The organism is Streptomyces sp. NPDC038707, from assembly GCF_040636485.1.
In the GTDB taxonomy this organism is placed as follows: Bacteria; Actinomycetota; Actinomycetes; order Streptomycetales; family Streptomycetaceae; genus Streptomyces.
In genome coordinates this window covers 146,810-166,961 of sequence record NZ_JBEZUP010000017.1, presented here as the reverse complement: position 1 = coordinate 166,961, position 20,152 = coordinate 146,810, and the positions used below count along the sequence as shown (strand labels likewise).

18 protein-coding genes and 1 pseudogene are annotated in these 20,152 nt (G+C 74.9%); 8 read left to right on the top strand and 11 right to left on the bottom strand.

Translation table 11 applies throughout. From position 1 onward, the window contains the following. Positions 1 to 495: thiamine pyrophosphate-binding protein (locus tag AB0E62_RS23715; RefSeq protein ID WP_362197145.1), on the top strand; the 495-nt coding region annotated here is incomplete at its 5' end. A gap of 485 nt (positions 496 to 980) precedes the next feature. Then, positions 981 to 1,232 (top strand): annotated as a pseudogene (locus AB0E62_RS23710) (MFS transporter); the annotation flags it as partial. Here AB0E62_RS23710 and AB0E62_RS23705 read toward each other — a convergent pair. Then, positions 1,198 to 3,279, bottom strand: coding sequence for a SpoIIE family protein phosphatase (locus AB0E62_RS23705; RefSeq protein WP_362197142.1), 2,082 nt, complete (start codon positions 3,277 to 3,279; stop codon positions 1,198 to 1,200). The pseudogene AB0E62_RS23710 and the gene AB0E62_RS23705 sit on opposite strands and share 35 nt — an antisense overlap. Before the next feature lie 236 nt (positions 3,280 to 3,515). Here AB0E62_RS23705 and AB0E62_RS23700 point away from each other — a divergent pair, with 236 nt between their 5' ends. After that, positions 3,516 to 4,085 (top strand): TetR family transcriptional regulator, encoded by a 570-nt coding sequence (locus AB0E62_RS23700; RefSeq protein WP_362197139.1) that lies wholly within the window; start codon positions 3,516 to 3,518, stop codon positions 4,083 to 4,085. A 260-nt stretch (positions 4,086 to 4,345) separates the two neighbouring features. Then, a complete protein-coding gene (locus AB0E62_RS23695) occupies positions 4,346 to 5,185 on the top strand; it encodes a class I SAM-dependent methyltransferase (protein WP_362197136.1) in 840 nt (279 codons plus the stop codon). Between the two features lie 276 nt (positions 5,186 to 5,461). On the opposite strand, the gene AB0E62_RS23690 is transcribed toward AB0E62_RS23695, so the two are convergent. From AB0E62_RS23690 to AB0E62_RS23665, 6 genes are all read right to left on the bottom strand, one after another. Continuing rightward, positions 5,462 to 5,893 carry a tetratricopeptide repeat protein gene (locus AB0E62_RS23690; RefSeq protein WP_362197134.1) on the bottom strand — a complete coding sequence of 144 codons (432 nt, stop codon included), beginning with the start codon at positions 5,891 to 5,893 and terminating at the stop codon, positions 5,462 to 5,464. 112 nt (positions 5,894 to 6,005) lie between these two features. Further along, positions 6,006 to 7,517 carry a glycoside hydrolase family 43 protein gene (locus tag AB0E62_RS23685; RefSeq protein WP_362197131.1) on the bottom strand — a complete coding sequence of 504 codons (1,512 nt, stop codon included), beginning with the start codon at positions 7,515 to 7,517 and terminating at the stop codon, positions 6,006 to 6,008. A gap of 131 nt (positions 7,518 to 7,648) precedes the next feature. Then, on the bottom strand, positions 7,649 to 8,536 hold the full coding sequence (gene hisG / locus AB0E62_RS23680) for an ATP phosphoribosyltransferase (RefSeq protein WP_362197128.1): 888 nt from the start codon (positions 8,534 to 8,536) through the stop codon (positions 7,649 to 7,651). Between the two features lie 103 nt (positions 8,537 to 8,639). Next, positions 8,640 to 9,347 carry an SDR family NAD(P)-dependent oxidoreductase gene (locus AB0E62_RS23675; RefSeq protein WP_362197125.1) on the bottom strand — a complete coding sequence of 236 codons (708 nt, stop codon included), beginning with the start codon at positions 9,345 to 9,347 and terminating at the stop codon, positions 8,640 to 8,642. Next, complete coding sequence (locus AB0E62_RS23670) at positions 9,337 to 10,074, bottom strand: phosphoribosylaminoimidazolesuccinocarboxamide synthase (RefSeq protein WP_362197122.1); 738 nt, start codon at positions 10,072 to 10,074, stop codon at positions 9,337 to 9,339. Before AB0E62_RS23670 ends, AB0E62_RS23675 begins: the two co-directional genes overlap by 11 nt. 53 nt (positions 10,075 to 10,127) lie before the next feature. Then, positions 10,128 to 10,997 (bottom strand): 2OG-Fe(II) oxygenase family protein, encoded by an 870-nt coding sequence (locus tag AB0E62_RS23665; protein ID WP_362197119.1) that lies wholly within the window; start codon positions 10,995 to 10,997, stop codon positions 10,128 to 10,130. A 321-nt stretch (positions 10,998 to 11,318) separates the two neighbouring features. Here AB0E62_RS23665 and AB0E62_RS23660 point away from each other — a divergent pair, with 321 nt between their 5' ends. From AB0E62_RS23660 to AB0E62_RS23645, 4 genes are read left to right on the top strand one after another with little or no spacing between them, the layout of a single operon-like run. Further along, the gene (locus tag AB0E62_RS23660) at positions 11,319 to 12,437 is read left to right on the top strand and encodes an acyl-CoA dehydrogenase family protein (protein ID WP_362197116.1); all 1,119 of its coding nucleotides are present in this window, start codon (positions 11,319 to 11,321) and stop codon (positions 12,435 to 12,437) included. A 12-nt stretch (positions 12,438 to 12,449) separates the two neighbouring features. After that, on the top strand, positions 12,450 to 14,216 hold the full coding sequence (locus AB0E62_RS23655; protein WP_362197113.1) for an acyl-CoA dehydrogenase family protein: 1,767 nt from the start codon (positions 12,450 to 12,452) through the stop codon (positions 14,214 to 14,216). Positions 14,217 to 14,234: 18 nt separating this feature from the next. Then, on the top strand, positions 14,235 to 14,837 hold the full coding sequence (locus tag AB0E62_RS23650; protein WP_362197110.1) for a hypothetical protein: 603 nt from the start codon (positions 14,235 to 14,237) through the stop codon (positions 14,835 to 14,837). A 49-nt stretch (positions 14,838 to 14,886) separates the two neighbouring features. Further along, positions 14,887 to 15,444, top strand: a complete 558-nt coding sequence (locus AB0E62_RS23645; protein ID WP_362197107.1) for a TIGR03086 family metal-binding protein — start codon at positions 14,887 to 14,889, stop codon at positions 15,442 to 15,444. Between the two features lie 30 nt (positions 15,445 to 15,474). Here the strand turns inward: AB0E62_RS23645 and AB0E62_RS23640 are convergent, their stop codons facing one another. The 4 genes from AB0E62_RS23640 to AB0E62_RS23625 are packed head-to-tail and all read right to left on the bottom strand — an operon-like array spanning position 15,475 to position 19,880. Further along, positions 15,475 to 16,746 carry a CoA transferase gene (locus tag AB0E62_RS23640; protein WP_362197104.1) on the bottom strand — a complete coding sequence of 424 codons (1,272 nt, stop codon included), beginning with the start codon at positions 16,744 to 16,746 and terminating at the stop codon, positions 15,475 to 15,477. Beyond that, the gene (locus AB0E62_RS23635) at positions 16,733 to 17,476 is read right to left on the bottom strand and encodes an acetoacetate decarboxylase family protein (RefSeq protein WP_362197101.1); all 744 of its coding nucleotides are present in this window, start codon (positions 17,474 to 17,476) and stop codon (positions 16,733 to 16,735) included. Before AB0E62_RS23635 ends, AB0E62_RS23640 begins: the two co-directional genes overlap by 14 nt. Beyond that, a complete protein-coding gene (locus tag AB0E62_RS23630) occupies positions 17,476 to 18,570 on the bottom strand; it encodes an LLM class flavin-dependent oxidoreductase (protein ID WP_362197098.1) in 1,095 nt (364 codons plus the stop codon). The genes AB0E62_RS23635 and AB0E62_RS23630 overlap by 1 nt, the downstream gene beginning before the upstream one ends. A 56-nt stretch (positions 18,571 to 18,626) precedes the next feature. Further along, positions 18,627 to 19,880 carry an amidohydrolase family protein gene (locus AB0E62_RS23625; protein WP_362197096.1) on the bottom strand — a complete coding sequence of 418 codons (1,254 nt, stop codon included), beginning with the start codon at positions 19,878 to 19,880 and terminating at the stop codon, positions 18,627 to 18,629. Positions 19,881 to 20,152: the final 272 nt, after the last annotated feature.

The following is a 20,152-nucleotide window of genomic DNA, read 5'->3' as shown; positions in this document are numbered from 1 at the left end:
TGGGCGGGCGCCGCGTGGGCGGGCGCCGCGTGGGCGGGCGCCGCGTGGGCGGGCGCCGCGTGGGCGGGCGCCGCGTGGGCGGGCGCCGCGTGGGCCGCGTCGCCTCGCGAGGGACCGCCCGTCCGGAAGGGGCCGCCCGTGCCGTCCGTGCGCCGTATGGCCCATGAGTTCCTGGCGCGCCAGCAGCTCACCACCGTCTTCGGCGACCCGGGCTCCAGCGAGTTGCCCTTCCTCACCGGCCTCCCCGACTGTTTCCGGTACGTCCTGGGGCTGCACGAGGGCGCGGTCGTGGGCATGGCCGACGGCTACGCGCAGGCGTCCGGCCGGCCCGCGCTGGTCAGCCTGCCCTCGGCCGCCGGTTCCGGGAACGCGCTGGGCGCCCTGACGAACGCGGTGGCCTCCCGTACCCCCTACTGGTCGTCCTGGCCGGTCAGCAGGTGCGGCCGGCCATCGGCCCGGAGGCCCACCTCACCGACGTCGACGCCCCGGCCCTGATGCGCCCGCTCGTGTGCTGGGCGTGCGAGCCGGCGTGCGCGCGGGACGTGCCGCGCGCCCTCGCCCAGGCCGTCTTCGAGGCGCGGCTGCGGCGCGGTCCTGCCTTCCTGTCCGTGCCGTACGACGACTGGGCGGCCGACGCGGACGAGAACGCGCCGGCCGTGCTGGAGCGCCGGGTCGAGCGGGCGGGGGTGCCCGGCCCGGCGCAGGGGCGCCGGCTGGCCGAGGCGGTGGCCGCGGCGCGGCTTCCCGCCCCGGTGCTGGGCGGGAACATCGACACGGACGGGATGACGCTGTGCGGCTGGCCGAGCGGCTCGGCGGACCGGTGTGGGCGGCGCCCCCGGTGTTCCGGCTGCCGTTCCCGAACCGCCATCCGCAGTTCCGCGGTGGGCTGCCCGCGGGCATCGAGCCGGCCTGCCGGGCGCTGGCGGGTCACGATCTCTGCCTGGTCCTCGGCGCGCCGGTGTTCCGGTACCACGAGCACCTCCGCACAGGTGCTCGTGTACGCGTACGTCACGCATTTCTATCCGGCCGCCGTCCGGAACACCGCCCTCGGCTCGGCGTCCGGCATCGGCCGCGCCGGTTCCCTCGTCGGCCCGTCGGTCACGGGGGCCCTGGTGCCCGCCGGGATCGGTCACCCCTGGGGCTTCTGCTTCTTCGCCGCTGTGGCCGTCCTCACCCGGCCGGGCGGCGCCGGGGCGCTCAGGCGGGCGCGAGGGGTTGTGCGCAGGCGATGAGGAGGGCGACGTCGTCGCGGTCGGCCGGGTGCCGCAGCAGGCGCAGCAGCCGGTCGCAGGTCTCCTCGGTGGACCGGTCCGGTGGTGCCAGGAGACGCAGCAGGACCTCCAGGCGCGCGTCGATGGGGGCGTCGCGGGTCTCCACCAGCCCGTCGGTGTAGAGCACCAGACGATCGCCGGGCTTCAGGTCGACGGTGGTGCTCTCGAAGGGGACGCCGCCCACGCCGAGCGGCGTGCCGGTGGGCAGGTCCAGCAGCCGTGGCGGCTCGCCGGTGCGCACCAGGGCCGGGGGCAGATGACCGGCGGAGGCCACGTGCAGCCGGGCGCGGTGGGGGTCGTAGACGGCGTACACGCAGGTGGCGATGTACGGGTCCAGCTCGCGGGTGATCTTGTCGAGGTGGGTGAGGATCCGTGCCGGGTCGAGGTCCAGATCGGCCAGGGTGGCGGTCGCGGTGCGCAGCCGGCCCATGGTGGTGGCGGCCGGGATGCCGCTGCCCATGACGTCGCCGACCGCGAGGGCCGTGCGGTCGCCGTCGAGCGGGATCACGTCGTACCAGTCGCCGCCGACCTCGTCGCGGGCCTGGGCGGGCCGGTAGCGGACGGCGACCTCCAGGCCGGGGCGCCGGGGCGGGGGCTGGGGCAGGAGGCTGCGCTGGAGGGTCTCGGCGGCGCTGCGGATGTGCTGGTGCAGCACGGCGTTGTCGATGCTCAGCGCGGCGGAGGAGGCCAGTTCGCAGGCGAGGGTGAGGTCGTCCTCGTCGAACGGCAGCGGGTTGCGGGCCCGGGCCAGTCCCATGACGCCGAGGATCTTCTCGCGGGCGATGAGCGGGACGGCCATGTCGGTGTGGACGCCGGCCCGGGCGAGCAGTGCGGCGGCCTCGGAGTCGGCGGCGATGCGGGAGTGGTCGCCGCCGCCCAGGTGGCTGATCAGCAGGGGGCGGCGGGTGCGGATGCATTGCGAGGCGGGGTGGTCGGCGTGGTAGGTGGTGAGCCGGCCGGGCGGCACCATGGCGCGGCCGGCGTCGGTGGGATAGGCGGTCTTCACCGCCACGGCGCGGAACAGCGCCGGGCCGTCGCTCAGGTCGGTACGGCCGGTCTGCAGGACCGAGTCGAGGAGGTCCACCGCGACCATGTCGGCGAGGCCGGGCACCAGGACGTCGGCCAGTTCCCGCGCGGTGCGCTCCACCTCCAGGGTGGTGCCGATGCGGGCCGAGCCGTCGGCGATCAGGCGCAGCCGCCGCTGGGCCTGGTCGGCCTTCCGCGCCGCCCGGTACCGGTCGGTGACGTCGACCACCACGTTGGCGATGCCGAGGGCCCGGCCGCGGTGGTCCTCCAGCCGGTAGACGGACACCGCCCAGGCGTGGTCCTGCTCCCGGTCGGCGGGCGTACGGCCCACGACCTGCTGCTCCACCACGGGGGTGCCGGTCTCCAGGACCCGCCGCATCAGAGCCTCGGCGTCCTCGAAGGCCGGGTCGGAGAGGATCTCGCGGAATCCGCGGCCGACGTGGCCCGCCTCGGTGACGCCGTGCATGGCCGCGAGGGCGGGGTTCACGGCGACATAGCGCAGCTCGGTGTCCATGACGGCCAGGCCGATCGGCGCCTGGGTGACCAGCCGGTTGGACAGGGCCAGCTTGCGTTCCATCTGGCGCAGGGCGACGCGGTCGACGGCCAGCCCCAGGGCGTAGTGGTCGCCGAGGCTGTCCGTCAGCCGGACGTTGCGGAACTCGATCATCCGGCTGCTGCCGTCCTTGAGCCGGACGGGGAAGGCTCCCGCCCAGCGCCGGCCGGTCTCCATCACCTCGGCGAACAGGGTGACCGCCGCGTCCTGGTGTTCGGGGTGGAGGAGCAGCGGTGCCGCGTACTGCCCGACCGCCTCGCCGCGGGTGTAACCGAACAGTTCCTCGGCCTGGGGGCTCCACATGTCGATCTTTCCGTCGGCCTCCAGCAGCACCGCGGCGACGCCCAGCAGGTCCAGCAGCCCGCTGGGGTCGGCCGCGGCGCCCGTCAGGGAGCCGGCCTGCTCCGGGCGCCGCTTCTCTCGACTCATGGAAACGCGCTCCTTCCCTCGGCCGCACCACCGGTGCCACCGGTGCGGCCGGCTCGTCCCGCGGGCGGCCGAGACGGTCGTCCCCACAGATCAGCAGCCATCTCCACGATGCGGCACGGGACCGGGGACGGCCACGGCGGCGGGGCGGGGAGGGTGTGGTGGCCGGGTGTGCGCGGCCCTCGGTCCCCGGCCGCAGACGGGTCAACAAGCGGATCTCACTGGTTAGGGTGGCGGGCATGCCCCGGGACTCGAACGCGACCAAAGCCCGGCTGCTCGACGCCGCCATCGCCGAATTCGCCGCCCACGGCATCGCCGGCGCCCGGGTGGACCGGATCGCCTCGGCCGCCGGGGCGAACAAACGGCTGATCTACGCCTGCTTCGGCAGCAAGGAGCGGCTGTTCGACGAGGTGCTGCGCCGTGCGGCGGAGGCGGGCCCCGAGTCCGTCCCGTTCGACGCGGACGACCTGCCCGGATACGCCGGCGCCGTCTTCGACCACCTGGTGGCCCGGCCGGACCTGCTGCGGCTACGGCTGTGGAAGCTGCTGGAGCGCCCCGCCGGCCTCGGATCCGAGGCGGAGGGCTTCCGGCGCCGGGCCGCCGAGGTGGCCGCCGTGCAAGCGCGCGGCGAGCTGTCCCGGGCCATGGCGCCCGCCGATCTGCTGACCATGGTCCTGGCCGCGGCCCAGGCCTGGTTCTGGACGGACGGGGACGGCGGTCCCGCGTCCCCGGAGCATCTGGCCCGGCATCGCGCCGCGGTGGTGGAGACCGCCCGCCGCCTGGCCGACCCGGGCCCGGCCGAGGGGTGACGGCTCCCGGGGACCGTACGTCTCCGACACCGGGAAGCCGTATGCCCTCCCACGCCGGAAGACCTCGCGCCTGTGACACGCCCCAGCCACCCGCCCCCGACGGCCGACAGACCCCCGACAGACCCCCTGGCACCGGGCATCCCCAGGCATCTCCGACGCCCGTGAGCCCGCGCACGCGGCTCGTCCGCCGCGGTCCCCCGGGCCGCCCGCACCGCGAGACCCGGTACCGCGGCTCGGGCCGGCCGCCTACCCTGCTCCACATGCCCGACGACACCGCTGCCGCGCGACGCGACGACCGGCCCGCGGAGTCCCGGAGGGCCCGGCTGAGCCGGACCTTCGACGAGGACGCGGAGCTGTACGACCGGGCCAGGCCCGGGTATCCGCCCCGGCTGTACGACGATCTCGCGGAGCTCGCGGATGTCCGCCCCGGCAGCCGGGTGCTGGAGGTGGGCTGCGGGACCGGCCAGGCGACGGTGCCGCTGGCCGCGCGGGGCTGCCGGATCACGGCCGTGGACGCGGGGCCGCGCATGGCCGCGGTCGCCCGCCGCAAGCTGGCCGGCCATCCGGCGGTGGAGGTGGTGACCGCTCGGTTCGAGCGCTGGCCGCTGCCGGCCGGGCCGTTCGACACGGTGGTCTCGGCGACGGCGTTCCACTGGATCGACCCGGCGGTGCGCATGGCCAGGGCCGCGGACGCGCTGCGCCCGGGCGGGGCGCTCGCCGTGGTGCGCACCCAGCATGTGCGGGGCGGCACCGAGCGGTTCTTCGCCGAGGTCCAGCGCTGCTACGAACGCTTCGACCCGGACACCCGCCCCGGGCTGCTGCCCCCGAGGGCCGCCGGCCTCGACGGTTCGGACCACGCGGCGGAGGTGGCGCGCAGCGGCCGGTTCGGGCCCACGGTCTTCCGCCGCCACGAGCGGGACATCACCTACAGCACGGCGGAGTACCTGGACCTGCTGCGCACCTACTCCGGTCACCGGGCGCTGCCGCCGGCCGCCCGGGAGGGTCTGCTCGGCTGTGTCGCGGGCCTGATCGACGGGCGGTACGGCGGCCGGGTGACGAAGCGCTACCTCTTCGAGCTGGCCGTGTCGCACCGCCGGTGAGGCCGGGCCGCGGCCGGGTGGCTGCGACACGTCCTGGTGCGTGGCCGTTCGCCACCACGGCGACGGTCGTCAGCGATGCCGGTGCGCCCGTCACCGTCACGACTCCCAGCGCGGCGGGCGGCGGGGCGAAGGGCCGGCCGGCGGCCTGCTCGGCTGCCGGCTGCCTCCACGACCTCGCCACCGACGTCCGCGCGCCCCTGTCCGCCGCCGCACACGGCCCGGCCCGGCCCGGCCCCGGAGGATGCCCTGGGCGCCGGACGGAACCGGCGGCGACCGTCAGCCCCTCGCGGGGGCCTCGCCGGCGAAGGCGGCGGCGAGGCGCAGCCAGGGTGCGGCCTCCTCGGGACGGCCCTGCCGCTCCAGGGTGCGGCCCAGCATCAGGTGGGCGTAGTGCTCCACCGGGTCCCGGTCGATGATCCGCCGCAGCTGCTCCTCGGCCCGCCGCAGCTGGGCCGAGTGGTAGTAGGCGCGGGCCAGCAGCAGGCGGGGCGCGGTCTGTTCCGGGACCTCCTCGACCACGGTGGTGAGCAGCCTGGCCGCCCCGGTGTAGTCCTTGGCGTCGAACAGCAGCAGGGCGCGCTCCCAGCGCTCGGCCGTGGTCTCCTCGCGCGGGACGCCGGGGCCGTTGTCGAACAGGTGCAGGGCGCTCGCCCAGCGGTCCGGCGCCACTCCGCCCGTCGCCGGGTGGTCGCGGAAGGTGTCGCTCATGAGTCCTCCCTCGGTCCTGAGCGGCCGTTGATTGATACATCAACCAACTCCTCCCCGAACCGGTGCCGGGCGGCGGGTATTCCCGGGCGCGGCCGGCCCGGCCCGCCCCGCCTCAGTCCCCGTACGGCTCGTAGTCGAACCAGTCGAAGCGGACGGTTCCCGTCGCGGCGTACAGGCCGATCACCCGGCCGGTGAAGCCGCCGGCGACCTCGGTGGACAGGTACCGGCCGTCGAGCCGGGCGAGTTCCGTGAACGTGCCGTCCGCCTCCCGCACGCCGAACGCGACGGTGTCGGGTCCCTCGCGCGGGTCGGTGAACCCCTGCGCGGGGGTCGTCTCGACGCCGAGCACCACCGGGCCGCCGGCCGACGGGCGGGAGGCCACCACCGACCGCAGCGGGCCGATCCGGGCGATCACCCGTACCTCGCCCGTCGTGGCCTCGATCTCGTAGTGGTGCCGCTCGTCCAGGCGTACGGCCAGCCCGCCGCTCCCGTCGGCCGGGTCGACCAGGGTCCGCGCGCGGCAGGACAGGTGCTGCTGGCGGCGGCCGACGAAGGTGACGTCGGGGTCGTCCAGGCAGGCCCCGCGGGCGCGCAGGCTCAGCCAGCCGGCGCGTTCCCCCGTGGTGCAGTCCTCCTCGCGCCGCGCGCGCGGCGAGATCCAGCCGGGGGCCAGGGCGCCGGAGTCGAAGTCGTCCCGGGCCGGGGCGGCGGCGGGCGGCTGGAGCGGCCAGGGCGGCGGGGCCTGGCCGGGTCTCCCCTCGCCGATGACCGGCCAGCCGTCCACCCAGGTCACCGGGGCCAGGAACGTCTCCCGGCCCAGCACGTGCCAGCCGGGCGACCCGCCGCGCGGCCGGACCCCGAGGAACACCAGCCACCAGGAACCGTCGGGCCCCTGGACCAGGTCGCCGTGGCCGGTGTTCTGGACGGGGTGGTCGGTGCCGCGACGGGTCAGGACGGGGTTGGCCGGGCAGGGCTCGAACGGGCCGTCGGGGGTGCGGCCCCGGGCGACCGAGACGGCGTGGCACCGCTCGGTACCGCCCTCGGCGATCAGGAGGTACCAGTAGTCGCCGATGTGGTACAGGTGCGGCGCCTCCGGGGCCTTGGCACCGGGCGTCCCGGACCACACGCGCCGCGGCTCGCCGAGGGTCCGGCCGGTGTGCGGGTCGATGCGGACCTGGCTGACGCCCGCGACGGTGCACCAGCAGGTGCCGTCGTCGTCCCAGGCGAGGTCCGGGTCGATGCCGTGCACCCCGGGCAGCCGGACCGGGTCGGACCAGGGGCCGGCCGGGTCGGCGGCGGTGAACAGGAGGTTTCCGTCGCCGCTGACGTTCGTCACGATCAGCCAGAAGCGGCCGTCGTGGAAGCGCAGCGTCGGGGCGTAGAGCCCGCCGGACGAGGGCGCGCCGGGCGGCAGCCGCAGCTGGCCCGGCCGGTCCAGGGCGTTGCCGATCTGGGTCCAGTGCACCAGGTCGCGGCTGTGGAAGACCGGGATGCCGGGGTAGTACTCGAAGCTGGAGCAGGCGAGGTAGTAGTCCTCGCCGGCCCGGCAGACGCTCGGGTCGGGGTGGAATCCCGGGATCACGGGGTCGCTGAGGCTGAGGCCGCTCTCGGGCGCGCTCGGCACATCGAGTCCTTTCCGGGATGACCCGCGCCTGGGGCGTGGAGCGAAAGTTTCGCTTCGGTGTTCGAATGATCCCGGCGAGGTTATCCAGAGCCGCCGGAGCGGTCAACGGGTGTTCGGCGGCCCGGCGGGGTTCACTCCGGGGCGTTCCGGACCAGCTTGCGGATCGGCGTCTCCACGATCTCGATCGCGCCGGCCTGCTCGACCAGGGAGGTCACCACGCCGGCGACCTCGGCGGCGGCGCAGACCCCCTGGAGGACCATCAGGCCCGGGGCGGCGCCCGTGTCGAGGCGCCACCAGCGCGGCGGCAGCAGGGGCTCGGCCCGGTCCCAGCGGTCCGCGGGCAGGACGATGGTCAGCAACCGGTGCAGGGGGCCGGCGTACGCGGCGCGCAGCAGGGCGGAGAGGGCACGGATCGTCGCCCGGGTGCTCCGGTCGGCCCAGGCGGCGGGGTTGGCGACGAGATTCACCCCGCACCGTCTGACCGTGTCCAGCACCCGGAGGTCGTTCTGCCGCAGCGACGAACCGGTCTCGACGACCTCCACCACGGCGTCGGCGAGGTCGGGGATCTTGGCCTCCGTGGTCCCGTGCGAGTGCAGGACCGTGGCCCGTACGCCCGAGCGCCGGAAGTACTCCCGGGCCATGGCCGGGTACTCCGTCGCCACCCGCACGCCGTCGGCCAGGTCGGCCACCGTCCGCGCCGGGTGGTCCTCGGGCACGGCCAGGACCAGCCGCCACCCGGAGCGGGTGGACTTGGAGTAGTCGAGGGTGTCCACCACCTCGACCTTCGCGCCCGTCTCGGCGACCCAGTCGGCTCCGGTGAGCCCGATGTCGCAGGTGCCGCCCGCGACGACGACGGGGATCTCCCGGGGCTTGTGGAAGACCACCCGGTCGACGGCCGGATGGCCGATGGTCCCGCGGTAGGCGCGCGGCGCGTGTCTGCTCACGGGCAGGTCCGCGGCGGCGAGGAGGTCGAGCGTGGGCGCTTCCAGCGAGCCGGTGGGGAGCGCGAGTAAGACCATGTCTTCACCCCGAGCGTGGTAAGCGGTCTGCGGACGTGCGTTCCGTCGAACAGGGCGGCGCCGTCCCCGCCCGGGCCGTCGGCCGGGCGGGCGCGCCCCGGCATCAGACGTGCAGCAGCCGGTCGATCCCGGTCACCGGGGGCGCCGGGAGCCGGGCCGGACGGATCTCCAGCTCCCCGACGACCACGTCGCGCGGCCAGCCGTCGATCACGGCCGCGACACAGTCGCCGACCGATTCCGTGCTCATCTTGTACGGCGTCTCGTCCCCGTCGAGATTGGAGATGGCACCGGGGGAGATCAGGCAGGCGCGGACGCCGTTCCCCCGCTCCTCCAGCAGCAGCGTCTCCACCAGCGCCTTCAGGGCCGCCTTGGTCGCGCTGTAGGCGGCCCCGCCCTCGAAGAAGCGGGTCGCCGCGTGGCTGCCCATCGCGACGAACAGGCCGTGGCTCGCGCGGAGGGCCGGCAGGGTGTGCCGGATCAGGTGGAACACCGATGTCAGGTTGGTCGCCACGAGCCGGTCCCAGTCCCCCGCGGGCAGGTCGGCCAGCGGACCGAAGGCCCGGTCGACGGCGTTGGCGACGCACACGTCGAGCCCCCCGGCCCCGGCGACGGCCTCGGCGGCGCACCCGGCGACGGCCTCCGGGTCGGTGAGGTCGCAGCGCAGTTCCCCGAGCCAGTCCTCGCCGGACAGGGTGCGGTTCAGCGACCGGATCCGGTAGCCGCGCCGGTGCAGGGCGGCGGCGACGGCCCTGCCGGTGCCCCGGTTGGTGCCGGTCACCAGCGCCACGGGGCCCTGCGCCTCAGAGGGCATCGAAGGCCCGCTTCCACTGGTGCACGATCTCGTCGCCCGGCACGCCGTCGCGGAACAGGTCCTTGTCGAGGGGCGAGCCGTCCGCGTGCCGCAGCCGCATGCAGTCCTGGGAGACCTCCGAGATCAGGCACAGCCCGCCGTCCGCGCCGGTGCCGAAGATGAGGCAGAAGTCCCAGACCTGCAAGGGGGCGAGCCAGTCGCGCAGCACGTCGTTGACGACGAGCGCCTGGTCCCGCATGGCGCCGACCGGCAGGCCGAGCGCCCGCAGGTAGTCCTCGCCGATGGGCTGGTCCTCCGGGTCCACCCGGTAGTCGAACTTCACGACCGGGCGGGGCAGCGGCTGCCCGTCCGGGAACAGCCCCGGGTACTTGCGGGTGGTGGAGCCGGTCGCCACGTTCTTGACGATGACCTCGAATGGCGGGGCGGGCCGGTACTCCGCCAGGTACAGGGTCGCGGCGACCCGGCCGCGGAAGGCGCAGCGCACCCCCGCCCCGGTGAGTCGGGCGGCGGCGCGTTCGTAGAAGTCCAGGCGCAACGGGCCGGTCTCGTCCACCATTTCGTCCCGCGCGTAGGTGAAGCTGCGCAGGCTGGGGATGAGCCGGACCAGACAGAGGTCGTCGGGCAGCAGCCACAGCTGCTTGCTGCGGCCGGTGATGTCGGGCGGTCTCGTCTCCGCCAGCCGGGTCAACTGCTCGGCGTCGTACGGGGCGAGGGGGCCGGTGTCCATGTCGTTGCCTTCCGCTCACGGGTCTGTCGGGACGCCGGGGCGCTGTGCGGTGGTCAGTAGGGCGTGCTGCCCAGTCCCGCGAATCTGTCGGCGATGAAGTCGGCCCAGGTGGAGTCCAGGACGGTCAGGTGCCCGTCGGCGGTGATCCGCCACTGGCGCGCGTCGTGCGGCGGGTAGGCGAACAGCACGGCCGACAGCCGTTCGTAGCCCGCCCGGGTGTCCGGGCGGTGCACCCGGTGGGTGGAGGGGCGGAAGCGGCCGTCGGAGGCCCTGGCGAGCATCCTGCCGATGTTGCACAGCACGACGTCCGTGTGCGCGATCACCGGCTCGACCCAGCTGCCGTCGTGCAGGACGTACTGCAACCCCTGGTCGCTGGGCGGTAGTTGCAGGCCCAGCAGCTGGATGCCCGAGTGTTCGTGGGCGAGGACCTCGCGTCCGTCGGTGTCCCGGTAGCGGATGACCCGGAGGTTGGCCGCGTCCCGTGAGAGCTCGAGCGGGGGCGCGTGGGGCGGCAGCATGCCGTGGATCACCTCGGCGAACAGCCGGACCAGGGTGAAGGCCGTTTCGAAGACGCCGGCGGCCGCCCGGCCGAACCGGGGAAAGGCGCCCAGGACGTGTGCGGCGCCGGGCGGCCGGTCGGCGATCATGGCGCCGCTCACATGGATGAACTCCTTCGGGTCGGCCACGCCGCGCGCCAGGCGTGGCACCTCCGAGAGGTACGGGAAGAACCCGTGGGTGCCGCCGCTGGAGATCTGCGGCACCCGTTCATAGGCGTAGTCGGACAGGCGGGGCGCGGCCGAGTCGCAGGCCTCGGAGAAAGCGCGGGTCAGTTCTTCGACGCGGGCGCCGATACCCGGTACCTCGACGGCCATGAAACCCCAGTCGGTGAGCTGGGTTCTGATGTCCCCGGCCGCGGACCGCATGTCCGCCTCCGCATTGTCCGTGCTAATCGAAGGGATACGGCCGCTGAGCTTCATCGGAGGAACACCCACTGGCACTCCAAACGAGCGTTTGCGGAACACGCCGATGGCCTCGCACAGGGCAAAAGAGTCTCCCCGGGCCGGTGCACCCGTCAAGGAGTCGTCTCCAGGCGATCACCGCCTGTTCGCCCTTGGCCGGATCGGCACCGTCGACGGGCGTCCCGGGCAGCGACAACCGGCCTGATACGGCCGCGTACTTCCGCCCCGCCCGGCCATCGATTACGTTGCTGCCACGAATTGCCGCAGCCGGCGGGAGTGGTTGCCGTGGCCCACCCCTTCAGTGACGATCACGAGCAGTTGCGCGACGCGGTACGCCGTTTTCTCACCGATAAATCACCGGAAACCGAGGTCCGGCGCCTGATGGAGCGGACGGACGGGTTCGACCGGGCCGTATGGCGGCAGATGGCGGAACAACTGGAACTGATGGCGCTGATCATTCCGGAGGAATACGGCGGGGCCGGTTACTCGTACGCCGAATTGTGCGTCGTTCTCGACGAGATGGGCCGGGCGCTGCTGTGCGCGCCGTACTTCGCGACCGTGGCGCTGGCCGCGAACCTGCTGCTCGCCTCGCACGACGAATCGGCCCGGGCGGACTATCTGCCCGGCATCGCGAGCGGCCGTACCATCGCCACGGTCGCGCTCGCCGAACGGCGGGGAGACTGGGGAGTGAGCGGCATCGCCCTGGAGGCCGCCCGCACCCCGGACGGGGCGTGGCGGCTGTCGGGAGAGAAGCACTACGTCCTGGACGGCCACGTCGCCGATCTGGTGCTGGTGGCGGCCAGGACGCGGGCGGGGGTGTCGCTGTTCGCCGTGGAGCGGGGCGCCGCCGGTCTCACCGCCGCCCCGGTGCCCACCCTCGACCCGACCCGCAAGCTCGCCCGGCTCTCCTTCGACCGGGTGCGGGCCCGCCCGGTCGGGGCCGACGGCGAGGGCCGGCCCGCCGTGGCCCGGATGCTGGACCTGGCGGCCGTGGCGCTGGCGGCCGAACAGGCCGGCGGGGCGCAGCGGGTGCTGGAGATGGCCGTCGCGTACGCCAAGCTCAGGGTGCAGTTCGGGCGGCCCATCGGCAGCTTCCAGGCCATCAAGCACAAGTGCGCCGACATGCTGCTGGAGGTGGAGTCGGCGCGGGCCGCGGCCTTCCACGCGGGCTGGGCGGTGGCCGAGGACGACGACGAGGTGCCCGTCCTGGCGAGCCTGGCCAAGGCCTGCTGCTCGGAGGCGTACTTCCACGCCGCCGCGGAGAACATCCAGATCCACGGGGGCATCGGCTTCACCTGGGAGCACCCCGCCCATCTCTACTTCCGGCGGGCCAAGAGCAGCGAACTGCTCTTCGGTGACGCCGCCCACCACCGCGAGCTGCTGGCTCGGCGGATCGGAGTCTGACCGGAGGAGACGTTGGAAGCAGCCCCGGGCACGCCCGCGTTCCCGTACCCGTTCCGCGCCGGGCCGTTCCGCCGCCGGGTGCGGGCCTGGATCTCGGCCAGTGTCCCGCCCGGCCTCACGGTGCCCGGCCGGCCGGCGGCGCACGCGGAGTGGGAGCGCCGGCTGCTCGGCGCGGGGCTGGTGTGCCCCGCGTGGCCCCGGCGGTACGGCGGGGCCGGGCTCGGTGTGCCCGAGGTGCTGGTGCTGGAGGAGGAGTGCGCGCGCGCCGGCGTGCCGAGGATCGGGCGGGGAACCGGTGAACTGGTCGTCGGCCCGGTCCTGCTGGCCCACGGCACCGAGGAGCAGCGGGCGCGGCTGCTGCCCGGGATCCGGTCCGGCCGGGACACGTACTGCCAGGCGTACGCGGAGCCGTCCCACGGATCAGACCCGGCCTCCGTGCGGACCCGGGGCACGGTGGTGGGCGACGAGATCGTGATCAGTGGCCGCAAGACGTGGGTGCACGGTGCCCGGCGGGCCGGCACGGCGCTGGTGCTGTGCCGGACGGACCCGGCCGCGGAGCGCCACCGGGGCCTGTCGTGCGTGGCGGTGCGGCTGGACGAGGGCAACGGCACCCGGGTGCGTCCGGTCCGGTCGGCGGACGGGACTCAGGACCTGTGCGAGGTGGAGTTCGACGGGGCCCGTGCTCCGCTGCGCGATGTCGTCGGCGGCCTGGGCGGCGGGTGGCCGGTGGTGATGACCGCCCTGGCGCACCAGCGGGCCGGGCGCGCGCTGGCCTCGCTCACCGGTTTCGAGGCCGCCTTCCGGGATCTCGTCCGGGAGGCGCAGAAGGCCGGGAGAACGCGGGACCCCCTGGTCAGAGACCAACTGGCGCGAACCTACACGCGATTGGCACTGCTGCGGCTGACCGTCGCCGATCCGCCGGCGGCCGGGGCGCCGGGTGCCGGGGCGGCCGTGACGGGACTGCTGCGGGCCGAGTACCGCCGCCGGTTCGGCGAGACGGCCCTCGCGGTGACCGGCGCGGCCGGGCTGCTCGGCGCGGGCCCCGGGGAAGAGGCCGGGGACCCGGCGGGCCGTTGGCAGCGGCTGTTCCTTTCGGGCCGGGGCGACACGATCGGGGACGGTACGAGCGAGGTGCTGCGGGACATCATCGCCGAACGGCTCCTGGGGCTGCCCGCGGAGCGAAATGCTCGGTCCGGCGCGCTCCCCGTCACTAGGATGCCGCGCATGGCCACAGCCCCGCACACCGTCCTCGAACTCCTCGCCCGTTACGCACCGGAGAGCCCCGCGGAACACGCGGACGTGGAGCGGGTGCGCTCCCTCGTCGCGTCGGGCGATCCGTGGCGGCGGTCGACTCCGCTGCACGTCACCGGGTCCGCGCTGATCGTGCACCCGGACAGCGGCCGGGTCCTGCTGCGCTGGCACCAGCGCCACGATTCCTGGCTGCTGGTCGGCGGGCACGCCGATCCGGAGGAGTCCGACCCGCTCGCCATCGCCCTGCGGGAGGGGCGGGAGGAGACGGGACTGACCGACCTCGTGCCCTGGCCGGACGCCGGGGTCCGGCACCTGGTGATCGTGCCGGTGCCGGCCAACTCCCGGGAGGCGGCGCACGAACACGCCGACATCCGTTTCGTGCTGGCCACGGACACCCCCGACGCGATCCGCCCGGAGAACCCGCAGGCGCCGCTGCGCTGGCTGACGCCCGGGGAGGCACGCCGGGTGATCACCGAGGAGAACATCCAGGAGACGCTGTCCCGCGTGGAGCCACTGCTCGCGGACTGACCCGGCCGGAGGCCCCAGATGTACGCGGTACTGTCGGTGACGGACAAGACGGGCATCACGGAGCTGGGGGCCGGTCTGAGCCGTCTGGGCCTGCGCCTGGCGGCCACCGCCGGCACCGCCCGCCTGCTGCGGGAGGCCGGGCTGGAGGCCACGGTCATCGGCGAGCTGTCCGGGGTGCCGGAGCTGATGGGCGGCCGGGTCCGGGCGTTCCACCCGTCGGTCTTCGGCGGACTGCTGTACCGCCGGGGGCATCCGGCCGACGAGGCGGACGTCCGGCACCACCACGTGCCCCGCATCGACGTCCTGGTGTGCAACTTCCGCGACCTGCCGCCGGACGACGCCTCCGAGGCCGTGCTGGACTCCATCGACGTGGGCGGTCCCGCCATGGTGCGGGCCGCCGCCAAGAACCACGCCGACGTGCTCCCCGTCGTGGACCCCGCGGACTACGGCGCGGTCCTCGGCGCCCTGACCGCCGCCGGCGGCCGGGTCGGCGCCACCGACCCGGAGTTCCGGCGCCGGCTGGCCGTGAAGGCGTTCGTCCGTACCGCGGCCTACGACCGGTCGATCCACCGGCTCCTCGCCCGCCCCGCGCAGAACCCGGCGGGGCACTCCCGGCCCTGAGCACCGCCCGGCCGCCCCGCCCACGACCTCCAGAACGGTGGTTCCCGCCATGGACATCCGGGCCCTGCACGCCCGAGCCCTGCTCACCACGGACCGGTTCGTCGCAGCCGTCGGCGCCGGCCGGTGGCAGGCGCCGACCCCCTGCGAGCGGTGGAACGTACGGCAGGTGGTGAACCATCTCGTGGCCGGGAACCTGTGGGTGCGCGAGCTGGGCCGCGGCCGGACGATCGAGGAGGTCGGCACGGAACTCGACGGGGACCTGCTGGGCGACGACCCGGCCGCCGCGCACGCGGCCTCCGTCGCGGCGGCGACCGAGGCGTTCGCCGCCGAGGACGCCCTGGACCGCCTGTGGCCGCTCTCCTACGGGCAGCGGCCGGGCCGGGTGTACGCCAGGCAGCGGTTCGTGGACGTGCTCCTCCACGGCTGGGACATCGGCCGGGCGCTGGAACCCGCCCCCCGGCTGCCGGCCGCTCTGGTCGACGCCTGCCTGGAACTCTTCGACAGCCGCCCGCGGATGTTCGCCCAGTGGGGGTTCGCCGAGGTGGCGGTGGAGCCCGGCGCGGACCCGCAGACCCGGCTGCTCGCCCTGGCCGGCCGCCGCCCCTGACCCGCCCCGGCGCGGGCACCGCGGCGCCGGCTACCCCCGCGCCGGGCCGTCCTCGTCCAGCCGTGCCAGGACCTCCTGGGTGTGTTCACCGAGCACCGGTGGCCGCCGGTACACCCCGGAGGGGGTCGCGGTGAAGCGGATCGGGCAGTTGGGGAACACCACCGGGCGGGCGTCGCCGGGCTGGTCCACCGCGACGAGCATGTCCCGGGCCCGGACGTGCGGGTCGGTGAACAGGTCGGCGGCGTCGTTCACCGGCCCCAGCGGGACCCGGCCGCCGAGTTCCACGGCGATCTCGGCGGTGGTCCGCTCCCGTGTCCAGCCGGCGACCGCGTGGTGCACGAGGGCGGCGTTGGCGACCCGGTCACCGTTGGTGCGGGTCCGCTCGTCGGCGACGAGGTCGGGGCGTCCGATCGTCTCGCACAGCACCTTCCAGTGGTTGTCCGTCGGGGCGGCGATGGCGCACTGCCCGTCCTTGGTGGGGAAGATGTCGAACGGCACCAGCTGCGGATGGCTGTTGCCGGTGGGGACGCTGACCACGCCGGTGTAGGACCAGCGGTAGACGGCGGTCTCGCACAGGGACACGACCGAGTCGACCATGGCCACGTCGACCAGCTGGCCCTCCCCCGTGGCCCGCGCGTGGTGCAGGGCGGCCAGGACGCCGACCGCCGCGAGCGTGGCGGGGTACAGGTCACCGATGGTGGGGCCGGTCCGGACGCCCTCGTGCCCGGCCGGCCCGGTCATGCTGACCAGCCCGCCCATGGCCTGCGCGACGATGTCGTAGGCGGGCCAGTCCACGTAGGGGCTGGCTCCGGTGCGCGGGTCGCCGAAGCCGCGGATGGCCGCGTACACCAGCCGGGGGTTGCGGGCGTGCAGCGCCTCGTACTCCAGCCCCCAGCGCTCCATCACGCCCGAGCGGTAGTTCTCGACCAGCACGTCCGCGGTGTCGACGAGCCTCAGCAGCCGCTCCCGGTCGGCGGGGACGCCGAGGTCCAGGACGATGCCCAGCTTGTTGCGGTTGATGCTGGCGAACAGGCCGCCGTAGTGCCGGCCGGTGTCGTCCTTGGTGAACGGGCCGGCGAACCGGGGCAGGTCCCCGGCGGGCGGTTCGATCTTGATGACCTCGGCGCCGAGGTCGCCCAGCATCATCGTGCAGAACGGGCCGGACACGGCGCGGGTCAGGTCGACCACCCGGACGCCCTTCAGCGGTCCGGTGGGCCCCGGCCGCATCGGCGCGGCGTGCTCGTGGCCGGTGAGGTGGGCGCTTGGGCCGTCGGGCGCTGGTGCGGGGTCAGGCGTGGTCAAGGCGTTCCGTCCCTTCCGAGGCGCTGACGTCGGCGCGGCAGACGTACCGGACCGGCCGGAACACCACGTCACCGGTGAGCGAGACGGCCGATATCGGGTGCGAGGGGCGCAGCCGGGGCTCGCCCCAGTCCGCGGCGTCGAAGGCGGCGAGCCGTGGGCGGCCGCGCTGGGCGTCCGTGATGTCGTGGGCGCGTTCCACCTGGAGGAGGCGGGGGCCGCGCGGGGTGCGGGCCAGGTGCATGGCGTCGGTGAACCGGAGGTCGGCGGCGGCCAGCGGGACGGGGTCGAGCAGCCGCGCGTCCAGCAGGAGACGGCCGTCGGCGCGGACCTCGGCGGCGGCGCCGTGGTAGCGCAGGCGCAGTCCGACGGCGGCCGGGCGGACCCGGTACCCCCATCGCCGGGCGAGCAGCCGGGCGGCCTGCTCGCCGTCGACGAACGCCGCCACGTGGAAGCCCCTGCCGCGGGCGCCGCTCCGGCACACGACGCGGGTCTCGGCCAGGGTGAACGGTCCCGCGTCGCTCTCGGCGGCGCGCAGGACGGTCACGGTGATCACCGGGGGGTTCACCGGGTGCAGGGCCGGGGGCAGGACCTCCTGCCGGGCGTGGCCGTCCACCTGGTAGACGAGCTGGAGGAGTTGTGCGCCGTGGCAGGCCAGCGGCTCGGTGGCGGGGGCGGCGACGTAGGGGGCGTGCGCGGCCATCGCGTCGGGGTCGGCGGTTCCGCTGAGCATCAGTCGCCGTCCTGTGCGAAGTGCGGCATGACCTCGGCGGCGAACAGCCGCATGCTGGCCAGGACCTGGTCCTGGGGCACCAGATTCGCCGTGTTCAGCAGGAAGTTGATCGCGTCCACGCCCATGCTCTCCCAGATCTTGATGGCCTTGACGATGCGGTCCGGGTCACCGATGGCGACGCCCTCGGGTACGGGGCGCCGGCCCGCCGGGTCGTCGTCGCGGACCCGGTCGACGCCGCCCGGCGCGAGATTGCCGAGCGACCGGTACGCCGGGGTGGGATAGACCTCCCGCGCCCACAGCAGCTGGCTGTTGAGCATGCCGAAGGCGTCGAACATGGCGCCGCCGACCCGGCTCGCGGTGGCGTCGTCCTCGTGGCAGAAGAGGTAGTTCATGGTGGCCACCTGGTCGTTGACCGCGCGGCCGGCCGGGTCGCACTGCTGGATGCGCTTGCGGTACTCGCCGGTGCGCCGTTCCTGTTCCTTGAAGCTCGCCGCGGCGACCCCGAGGCAGCCGATGCCCCGGTCGGCCGCGTCGCGTTCGGTGCCGGGGGAGGTGACCGTCACCCACAGCGGAGGATGGGGGTCCTGCACTGGTTTGGGCACCACGGGTCGCTCGGGCAGGGTGAAGGTGGTGCCGTCGTAGCGGACGCGTTCCTCGGTCCACATGCGGGGCAGTACGTCGATGTACTCGTCCCAGGACATCTTGGTGGTGTCCGGGTCGGCCATGAAGCCGCCGAGTTCGGTGATCGTGGAGGCGCGTGCGGTTCCGAGGTCCAGCCGGCCGCCGGAGAGGATGTCGAGGGCGGCGGCCCGTTCGGCGACGCGTACCGGGTGGTTGATCTGGGGCACGCACACCACGCCCCCGTGGCCCACGCGCAGCCGGGACGTCGACATGGCGACGGCGGTGAGGAAGACCTCGGGGGCGGAGCAGTGCGAGTACTCCTGGAGGAAGTGGTGCTCGACCGCCCAGGCCGTGGTGAACCCCAGTTCGTCGGCCAGCCTGCTCTGTTCCAGGGCGTCCTGGTAGGCCTGTATCTCGTCGGCGTGGCCCAGCGGCTGGGGCACCGACAGTTCGAAGAAGATGCCGAATTTCATGCGTGCTCCCCTCAGGCTCGTCCCGTGGCCGGCCGCGTGCGGTGCCGCCGGGTGTGTCAGCCGGCCGGTGCCCCGGGCCCGCGCACCAGGCGCCCGGCGGCGACGACCAGGCGCGGTCGCAGCAGGGCCCCGATGTCGTGCAGCGGGTCGCCGTCCACGGCGAGCAGGTCGGCGCGGTGTCCGGGCGTCAGCACGCCCGCGTCCTCGATGCCGAGCCCGGCCGCGGCGCCGGAGGTGGCGGCGACCAGGGCCTGACGGCGGGTCAGCCCGATGCCGTCCTCCCCCACCAGGGCCGCCAGGTCGGCCGGGAAGCCGGCGAAGGTGCGGTGCGGGACGCCCGCGTCCGAGCCGGCGAGCAGGGGCACCCCGGCGGCGAGCAGCAGCCGGAAGACCTCGCGGACGCGCTGGTGCCGGTCCCGGAACCGGGGCGCGATCAGGTCGGTGCCGTCCCGCATCCGGTGCAGGGCGCCGCTGATCGTGGGGACGAAGGCGATGGAGCGGGCGGCCATCAGGTCGGCGGTGGCCGGGTCGTACGCGATGCCGTCGGCCGTCTCGAAGAGGCAGTGCTCGATGGTGCGCGCGCCCGCGGCGGCGGCCCGGCGGATGCTGAGCGGGTCGTAGGCGTGGGTGGCGACCGGGCGGCCCAGCCGGTCGCTCTCGTCCACGCAGGCCCGGACCTCCTCCGCGCTGAACTGGGGGCGTATCGGGTTGGTGCGGGGGGTCAGGTTGCCGCCGCTGACCATGAGCTTGATCCAGTCGGCGCCGTCGCGCACCTGGGTTCTGACGGCCCTGCGGATGTCGGTGGGCGAGTCGCACTCGTGGCTGAACCAGTGGCAGTGGCCGCCGGTGACGGTGATCGGCCGGCCGCTGGTCAGCACCCGGGGTCCGGGGATCCGGCCGTCGGCCACCGCGGCGCGCAGCGGGAAGGCGACCTCGTTCAGGGTGCCCAGGTCGCGGACCGTGGTCACGCCGGCCTCCACGGCGGCCCGCAGGTTGACGACGGCGCGTACGGCGAGGACGGCGGCGCCGGCCCGGGCCTCCCGCTGGTAGTCGCGGACGGGCACGTCGGATCCGCTGAGGGTCAGGTGCACATGGGCGTCGATGAGCCCCGGCATGAGGGTGGCCCCGGGCAGGTCGAGCCGGGGGCCGGCCGTCGCGTCGCCGTCGCCGAGGTCCGCCCGGCGGCCGACGGCGGCGATGCGGTCGCCGTCGAGGAGGACGAAGCCGTGCCGGACGGGTGCGGTGGCGGCCCCGTCCCAGACCCGGTCGGCCGTGATGAGCAGGCGGCCGGTGCGCTCCCGCTCGTTCACCCTCGCCCCTCCTCACCGGGTACGACGGCGTACGGGTGCGGCGCCGGCCGGGCGGGGCGGCGCGGGGGGCACGCCCGCTCCACGGTCGCACCGCCGGCCGTCGCGGACTTCGCAGGCACGGCGCCGGCCGTCGCGGACTCCCCGGGCACGGCGCCGGCCGTCGCCGGTTCAACGGGCACGGCGCGCCTCCGGGCCGGCGGCCGGGCCGCCGCGCGGGAGCGGCGTCGCGGGCACCGGGAAGGGCGCCCGGCCCGGCGGGACAGTGCACCCGT